This is a genomic window from Promicromonospora sp. NPDC060204 (assembly GCF_042728455.1).
Taxonomy (GTDB): Bacteria; Actinomycetota; Actinomycetes; order Actinomycetales; family Cellulomonadaceae; genus Promicromonospora.
In genome coordinates this window covers 24,769-31,092 of sequence record NZ_JBHWZO010000039.1, presented here as the reverse complement: position 1 = coordinate 31,092, position 6,324 = coordinate 24,769, and the positions used below count along the sequence as shown (strand labels likewise).

The window sequence follows — 6,324 nt, the reverse complement described above, 5'->3', positions numbered from 1 at the left end:
CCGTCACCGGTGCGCCCCCTCACGCGAAAGCCGAATCAGACCTCGGCGGCGACGATGTCGATGACCTTGCGGCCACGACGGGTGCCGAACTGCACGGCGCCGGCGTCGAGGGCGAACAGGGTGTCGTCCTTGCCGCGGCCGACGTTCACGCCGGGGTGGAAGTGGGTGCCGCGCTGGCGGACGATGATCTCGCCGGCCTTGACGACCTGGCCACCGAAGCGCTTCACGCCGAGGCGCTGGGCGTTGGAGTCACGACCGTTGCGCGAGGAGCTCGCGCCCTTCTTGTGTGCCATCTGGCTGACCTGTCTTTCGGGACGAAGGAAGAAGAAGAAGTATCTAGCTCGCGCGGGCTCGCTCGTCAGAGGTGGCCCGCAGCGGAAGTCACTTGATGCCGGTGACCTTGAGGCGGGTCAGCGACTGGCGGTGGCCCTGGCGCTTCCGGTAACCGGTCTTGTTCTTGTACTTGAGGATCGTGATCTTGGGACCCTTCTCGTCCCGCACGACCTCAGCGGTGACCTTGACCTTCGCCAGCTTCTTCGCGTCGGTGGTCACCTTCTCCCCGTCCACGAGCAGGAGGGCCGGGAGCTCGACGGTCTCACCGGCGCTCGCCTGGACACGGTCCATGACGACGATGGTCCCGACGGACACCTTCTCCTGGCGGCCACCGGCCTTGACGATCGCGTAAACCACGTTCAACTCATCTCTCTAGTCTTGGCGTGCGCGCACGACGGAGATCATCGGCTTTGCTGTGACTCGCTCCGCCGCGGCGGTCGAGTGCGATGCGCCATGGGCACGCAGGACGGGTGCGCAGACAGCACACCGAAGCACAAGGTTACGCGATGCCCTCAGCGGGTTCAAACCGGCGAAGGCGTGGCCTTGCCCACCCTCAGCCAGCACCGGGGCGCACGGATCATTCGCCGGGCCGTCCCCAGCCTGCCACCCGCTCGCGGTTCTCGGCCAGCCACCGCTCGGCGACCTCCTCCGGCTCCTGCCCGTCGTGGTCGACGGCCGCGATGAAGCCGCTGAGGTCCTCGTCCGTGAGGTCGACGTCCCGCAGGACCCGGACCGCCGCGGGCGACGTCTCCGCCAGGGCGGACGCCCAGGCGACGTGCACGTCGACGTTCTCGTCGCCCTGGTCCGCCGCCCAGGGGATCGACGCGAGGCGACGGAGCGAGAACTGCTCGTGGATGCCGTCGGGCTCGTACCCGTAGAAGAGCAGGGGCCGGCCCGAGGCGGCCTCCTGCTCGAGCCGCGCCTTGAAGATCGTCGCGGAGTACGACTCCCCCTCGATCGACTCGTGGCCCGGGCGGTCCAGCCAGGCGGCCAGGTTCTCGGTCGACGCCCAGCCGCGCGGCCCGATCCACATCTCGCCCCGCCCGTCGCCGTCGCTGTCGAAGAGTGCCGAGACCTCGGGGTCGAACAGGTCCTCCGCCTCCGTCAGCACTCTCTCGGAGCCGGCCGCGTCGAGGACGTAGACGCCCTGGGTGCCGGTGTAGGAGTGCTCGCTGAGCTGGATGGTCCCGGCGGCGACCCACTCGCGCACGGCCACCCCCTGGTTCTGGAGCCACAGGTCAGGGTGGACCTGGACGGCCGGGTTCTCGGCGCCCATCCCGGCGACGGCGTCCACGTGGTCCATCTCCTCGACCTCGACCGTCACGTCCGCCGCCGCGAGCGCGCCCTTGAGGACCTCGGCGGTGACGCTCGCGCCCGGCCAGCCGGGGTCGGCGACGGTGACGGTGGCGTCCTCGGTCTCGGGAGCCGCCTGCACCTCGCCCGGGCGCGGGGCGGAGGCGGCGACCGACGTACCGATCTCGCCGTTGAACGCGGTCGGCATGAGCACGACGGCGAGGATGACCAGGGCTGCCGTGCCGAGGTAGAAGGCGTTGAAGCCCCGGCCGGCGGGGAGCGACTCGACCACGCGGATCGGCCCGTCGCCGTCCCGCGTACGGATCCCGTCCCGCACCTGCGCTGCCGTGAACTCGCCGGAGTCGAGGATCTCCGAGGGGAGGTAGTACTTCTTGCCGATCTCGCGGAAGCCCTGCTCCAGCCGCCAGATCTGGCTGCTGAAGCCGTGGATGTTGTTGCGGTCGTAGTCCCGGATCGCGAACATCGCCAGGAACGCGCCACCCGCGAAGACGATCGCGCCGGCGTTGCCCAGCGGGGAGTCGCCGCGCAGCAGCAGCACGAAGACGATGGAGCCGAGGCCGGTGAGCCAGAGGGCCGCCCGCTCGCCGAGCGACAGCCGGTCCAGGTGGATGGAGAGCCAGCCGTTGAAGGCGTCCAGGGCGCTCTCCTGCGCCGGGGTGCGCGTCCCGGCCTCGCCGGACAGGGCGCGCTTGATCCGCAGGGCCCGGCTCTCCTTGCCCTCGGCGGTGGTGTCGTACTCCAGCTCGATGAGGTCCTGGAGCAGCTCGTCCGCCGCGTCCTTGCCCGGCTCGTCGTCGGTGGCGATCAGCCGCCGGACGACGGTGGCCCGCGCGTCGAGCTCCTGCGTACGCCGTCCGGCGACCTGGGCCAGCGTGAAACCGGCGAGGATCGCGAACAGCCCGGTGATCGCCGCCGCCATCTCCGGCACCGAGCTCAGCACGTCGCGCGGCAGCACCTGGGCGGCGAGCGCCACGTACACGGTGGCGACGAGCGACAGGGACAGCGCGTTCATGGACCGGTGGCGCGCGTGCAGGGTCAGGTTGGAGAAGAGGATCAGGACCAGGCCCACGATGGCGATCGGCCGGACCGGCTCGTCGAAGAGCAGGTACAGGAGCACCACGGAGACCGCGGGCGAGAAGTACGGCAGCGAGGACAGCGTGAGCGACTTGTACTCCTGGAACGCCCAGGTCCACGTGATCTCGGCGACCAGGTAGGTCCCGATGCCGATGAGGCCGCAGACCAGCAGCACCTGGGCGTCGAAGGCGTAGAAGCGCAGGGTGTGCCCGCTGACCCACAGCGCCAGCAGCACGGCGGCGAGGGCCGTGGCGTTGGCCACCGAGATCGCGTAGAACGTGGCGATCGGCCGGGAGCCGACCACCCGGTCGAACGATCGGGTCGAGTTGATGGCGAAGGGCAGGTAGAGCCCGCTGCCGACCGCCGCGACGAAGGCCCAGACGATCTCGCCGCTGTCGCCGGACTGCGCCGCCCCGATGTTGGACACGCCGATGGCGGCCGCCCCCACGAACGAGGCCAGCACCATCAGCCACTCGTTCCACCGGAGCCTGGCCGCCGTCGCCGGGGAGAAGACGCGCATGGCGACCACGGCGATCAGGGGCCACGTGAACGCGATGATCGTCGCGTCGACCTTCGGCGCGCCGTACAGGGCGCGGTAGAAGCCGTAATACCAGAGGGCGAGGAAGAGGCCCGACACGGCCGCCGAGCCGACGCCGGAGAGGCTGTTCCGCCCGCCGCGGAGGACGGCCGCGGTCCTCCTCCGCAGCACGAGAGCGCCCACCAGGCTGCTCAGCACCGAGATGGTCCCGGCCACGACGTAGACCTCGGCGTAGTCCCCGCGGTCCCCGATGATCGAGATGAAGACGGGTTTGAGGGACCAGAACGCGACGGCGGTGAGTGCCGCGACGGTGACGGCCGCTACGGACAGCTTCGGGGGGACGGACGTCTCGGTGGCCAAGGCCTCTCCTGGTGGACGCGGTCGGGGCGGGCCGCAGTCTAGGGGCAGGCCGGCACGGAACAGGGCACGTGGCGGGCTGGATCCGCGTGTGTCTACCCTGGGCTCAGGTGATACCTGATGGTTTCCGAGCCGGCCGCCGAGCACGACGACATCGCACGCGCGATGCGCGCCATACCCCGGCGTGACTTCCTGCCCCGGTCCCAGCGGCCGTTCGCCGGCCAGGACCAGCCGCTGCCGATCGGACGCGGCCAGACCTCCTCCCAACCCACGACGGTGGCCGCCATGCTGCGCCTGCTGCGGGTCCCGCTCGGGGCGCGGGTGCTCGATGTCGGCGCGGGCTCCGGCTGGACCACGGCCCTGCTGGCCTACCTGACGGGACCGCAGGGGTACGTGCTCGGCGTCGAGCGCGACAGCCGGCTCGCCGAGTGGGGCGCCGCCAACGTCGGGCGCACCGGGATGGGCTGGGCGACGCTCGTGCAGTCGGCGCCCGGTGTGCTCGGCCACCCGCAGGAGAGCGGCTGGGACCGCATCCTGGTGTCGGCGTCCGCGGCCGCGCTGCCGCGCACCCTGGTGGAGCAGGTGGGGATCGGCGGCCGGATGGTGATCCCCGTCCGGACCACGCTGCTCCTCATCGAGCGCCTGCCCGACGGGCGCACCCGCGCGACGGACCACGGCGGCTACCGCTTCGTGCCCCTGATCGAGGACTGACGGAACGAGGACTGACACCCGCGTCCGAAATGTCTGGTGAAGGTAAACACATCGTCTACAACTCTTCGCGAGGCGTCCACAACTGCCCCTCGGCGCGCCAACCTACGGTCCCGTAGGCTCAAGGGCATCTGCACGACGGGCGGCACCGTCCGACTCCACGGCTGGGAAGTCGACCCCGAGCATCTGAGGTCCAGATGGCCCAAACGGCCCCCGTCGTCCGCGACGGCTTTCGCCCGACCACACCCCGCGATCCCGACGCCCAGCCCGTGACCAGCACCTACTCGTCCCTGGCCCGCACCGTGCGCGACGCCGGGCTGCTGGGCCGGGCCCACGGCTACTACGCCTGGACCCTCGGTGTGCTCACCGTGGCGCTCGGCGGGATCGTCACCGGGTTCGTGCTCCTGGGCGACTCGTGGTTCCAGCTCCTGATGGCCGGCGCGCTCGGGCTCGTCCTGACGCAGTTCGCCTTCGTGGCCCACGAGGCCTCGCACCGCCAGGTCTTCCAGTCCGGCCCGCGCAACGACCGCGTGGGTCGCTTGCTGGCCAACGCGGTCGTCGGCATCAGCTACTCGTGGTGGATGACCAAGCACACCCGGCACCACGCCAACCCCAACAAGATGGGGAAGGACCCGGACATCGAGAACGACACGATCGCGTTCACGGAGGAGGGCGTCCGGCAGCACCGCGGGCTGAAGCGGTGGATCAACCGCTACCAGGGCTGGCTGTTCTTCCCGCTCCTCACGCTCGAGGGCCTGAACCTGCACGTCCTCTCGATCCGCTCGTTGTTCACCGGCGGCCCCGAGACGCTGCGCGCCCGTATCCGCGAGCTCGTCACCATCGCCGTGCGCCTCTCCGCCTACGTCGCGGTCCTGTTCTGGGTGCTGTCGCCTGGCCTGGCCTTCGCGTTCCTCGGCGTGCAGCTCGCGGTGTTCGGCGTCTACATGGGCGCGTCGTTCGCCCCGAACCACAAGGGCATGGCGATCATCCCCGCCGACAGCCGGATCGACTTCCTGTCCAAGCAGGTGCTCACCTCGCGGAACATCCGCGGCGGGCGGTTCATGAACATCCTCATGGGTGGGCTCAACTTCCAGATCGAGCACCACCTCTTCCCGAGCATGCCGCGCCCGCACCTCATCCGGACCGCGGAGATCGTCCGGGAGCACTGCGCCACCCTCGGCATCCCCTACACGGAGACCAGCCTGGCGCAGTCGTACGTGATCGTCGTCAACTACCTCAACAAGGTGGGGCTCGCCGCGCGGGACCCGTTCGACTGCCCGCAGTACAAGCTGATGCGCAAGGTCTGACGGCGGCGGCCCCGCGCCGGTAGCTCCGCGCCCGCGCCCGTCACGGCACGACGACGGCGTGCCGCCGGCAGCGGGCCTCGTACGACTCCGACCCGCCCACGTGGGCCGCGACCGGCACGAGCGCGTCGCCCGGCTGAACGTCGTCCGGCTGAACGTCGTCCGGCTGCGCGGAGCCGGTGTGCGGCACGGTCGGCGCGCCGGGCAGGCGGACATGGAAGGCGGCGTCCGCCCCGCAGACCGAGCACACCGCCGTGAGCTTCTCCACGGACTCGGCCAGCGCCATGAGCTCGGGCAGGGGCGCGAAGGGCTGCCCGTCGAAGGTGACGGACAGCCCCGCGACGACCACCACGAGCCCGCGGTCCGCCAGGCCGGAGACGACGGGCACCAGGCCGGCCCCGAAGAACTGGGCCTCGTCGACGGCGACGAGCTCGGTCCCGGGACCGAGCAGGCCGGGGATCTCCCCGGCGTCCGACACCGTGTGCGACGGCACGCCCTGGCCGGAGTGCGACGTCACCCGGCCGACGCCGCGCCGGTCGTCCAGCGCGTGGCTCACCACCACCACCTCGCGCCGCGCGATCCGGGCGCGACGCACCCGGCGGAGCAGCTCCTCGGACTTGCCCGCGAACATCGGGCCGGCGATGACCTCGAGGCGCCCGGCGCCCAGACCGTCTTTCATGGGCGCCAGTCAAGCAT

General features: G+C 71.0%; 6 protein-coding genes. 2 read left to right on the top strand and 4 right to left on the bottom strand.

Annotated elements, in window-relative coordinates; all coding sequences use genetic code 11:
- Positions 1 to 35: 35 nt before the first annotated feature.
- From rpmA to ACFWEJ_RS07610, 3 genes are all read right to left on the bottom strand, one after another.
- The gene (gene rpmA / locus ACFWEJ_RS07620) at positions 36 to 293 is read right to left on the bottom strand and encodes a 50S ribosomal protein L27 (RefSeq protein WP_036961235.1); all 258 of its coding nucleotides are present in this window, start codon (positions 291 to 293) and stop codon (positions 36 to 38) included.
- An 88-nt stretch (positions 294 to 381) separates the two neighbouring features.
- Positions 382 to 690, bottom strand: a complete 309-nt coding sequence (gene rplU, locus ACFWEJ_RS07615) for a 50S ribosomal protein L21 (RefSeq protein WP_377228594.1) — start codon at positions 688 to 690, stop codon at positions 382 to 384.
- A 220-nt stretch (positions 691 to 910) separates the two neighbouring features.
- On the bottom strand, positions 911 to 3,619 hold the full coding sequence (locus ACFWEJ_RS07610; RefSeq protein ID WP_377228593.1) for a glycine betaine ABC transporter substrate-binding protein: 2,709 nt from the start codon (positions 3,617 to 3,619) through the stop codon (positions 911 to 913).
- A gap of 117 nt (positions 3,620 to 3,736) precedes the next feature.
- On the opposite strand from ACFWEJ_RS07610, the gene ACFWEJ_RS07605 reads away from it, so the two are divergent.
- Both ACFWEJ_RS07605 and ACFWEJ_RS07600 read left to right on the top strand, forming a co-directional pair.
- Positions 3,737 to 4,327: a protein-L-isoaspartate O-methyltransferase gene (locus ACFWEJ_RS07605; protein ID WP_377228592.1), complete on the top strand. Its 591-nt coding sequence runs from the start codon at positions 3,737 to 3,739 to the stop codon at positions 4,325 to 4,327.
- Between the two features lie 194 nt (positions 4,328 to 4,521).
- Positions 4,522 to 5,631, top strand: coding sequence for a fatty acid desaturase family protein (locus tag ACFWEJ_RS07600; RefSeq protein WP_377228591.1), 1,110 nt, complete (start codon positions 4,522 to 4,524; stop codon positions 5,629 to 5,631).
- A 40-nt stretch (positions 5,632 to 5,671) separates the two neighbouring features.
- Here ACFWEJ_RS07600 and ACFWEJ_RS07595 read toward each other — a convergent pair whose 3' ends face one another.
- A complete protein-coding gene (locus ACFWEJ_RS07595) occupies positions 5,672 to 6,307 on the bottom strand; it encodes a thymidine kinase (protein ID WP_377228590.1) in 636 nt (211 codons plus the stop codon).
- Positions 6,308 to 6,324 lie beyond the last annotated feature (17 nt).

Excerpts from the sequence above, each read along its gene's own strand:
- rpmA (WP_036961235.1), bottom strand. The coding sequence starts at position 293 with ATGGCACACAAGAAGGGCGCGAGCTCCTCGCGCAACGGTCGTGACTCC.
- ACFWEJ_RS07605 (WP_377228592.1), top strand. The coding sequence starts at position 3,737 with ATGGTTTCCGAGCCGGCCGCCGAGCACGACGACATCGCACGCGCGATG.
- ACFWEJ_RS07600 (WP_377228591.1), top strand. The coding sequence starts at position 4,522 with ATGGCCCAAACGGCCCCCGTCGTCCGCGACGGCTTTCGCCCGACCACA.
- ACFWEJ_RS07595 (WP_377228590.1), bottom strand. The coding sequence starts at position 6,307 with ATGAAAGACGGTCTGGGCGCCGGGCGCCTCGAGGTCATCGCCGGCCCG.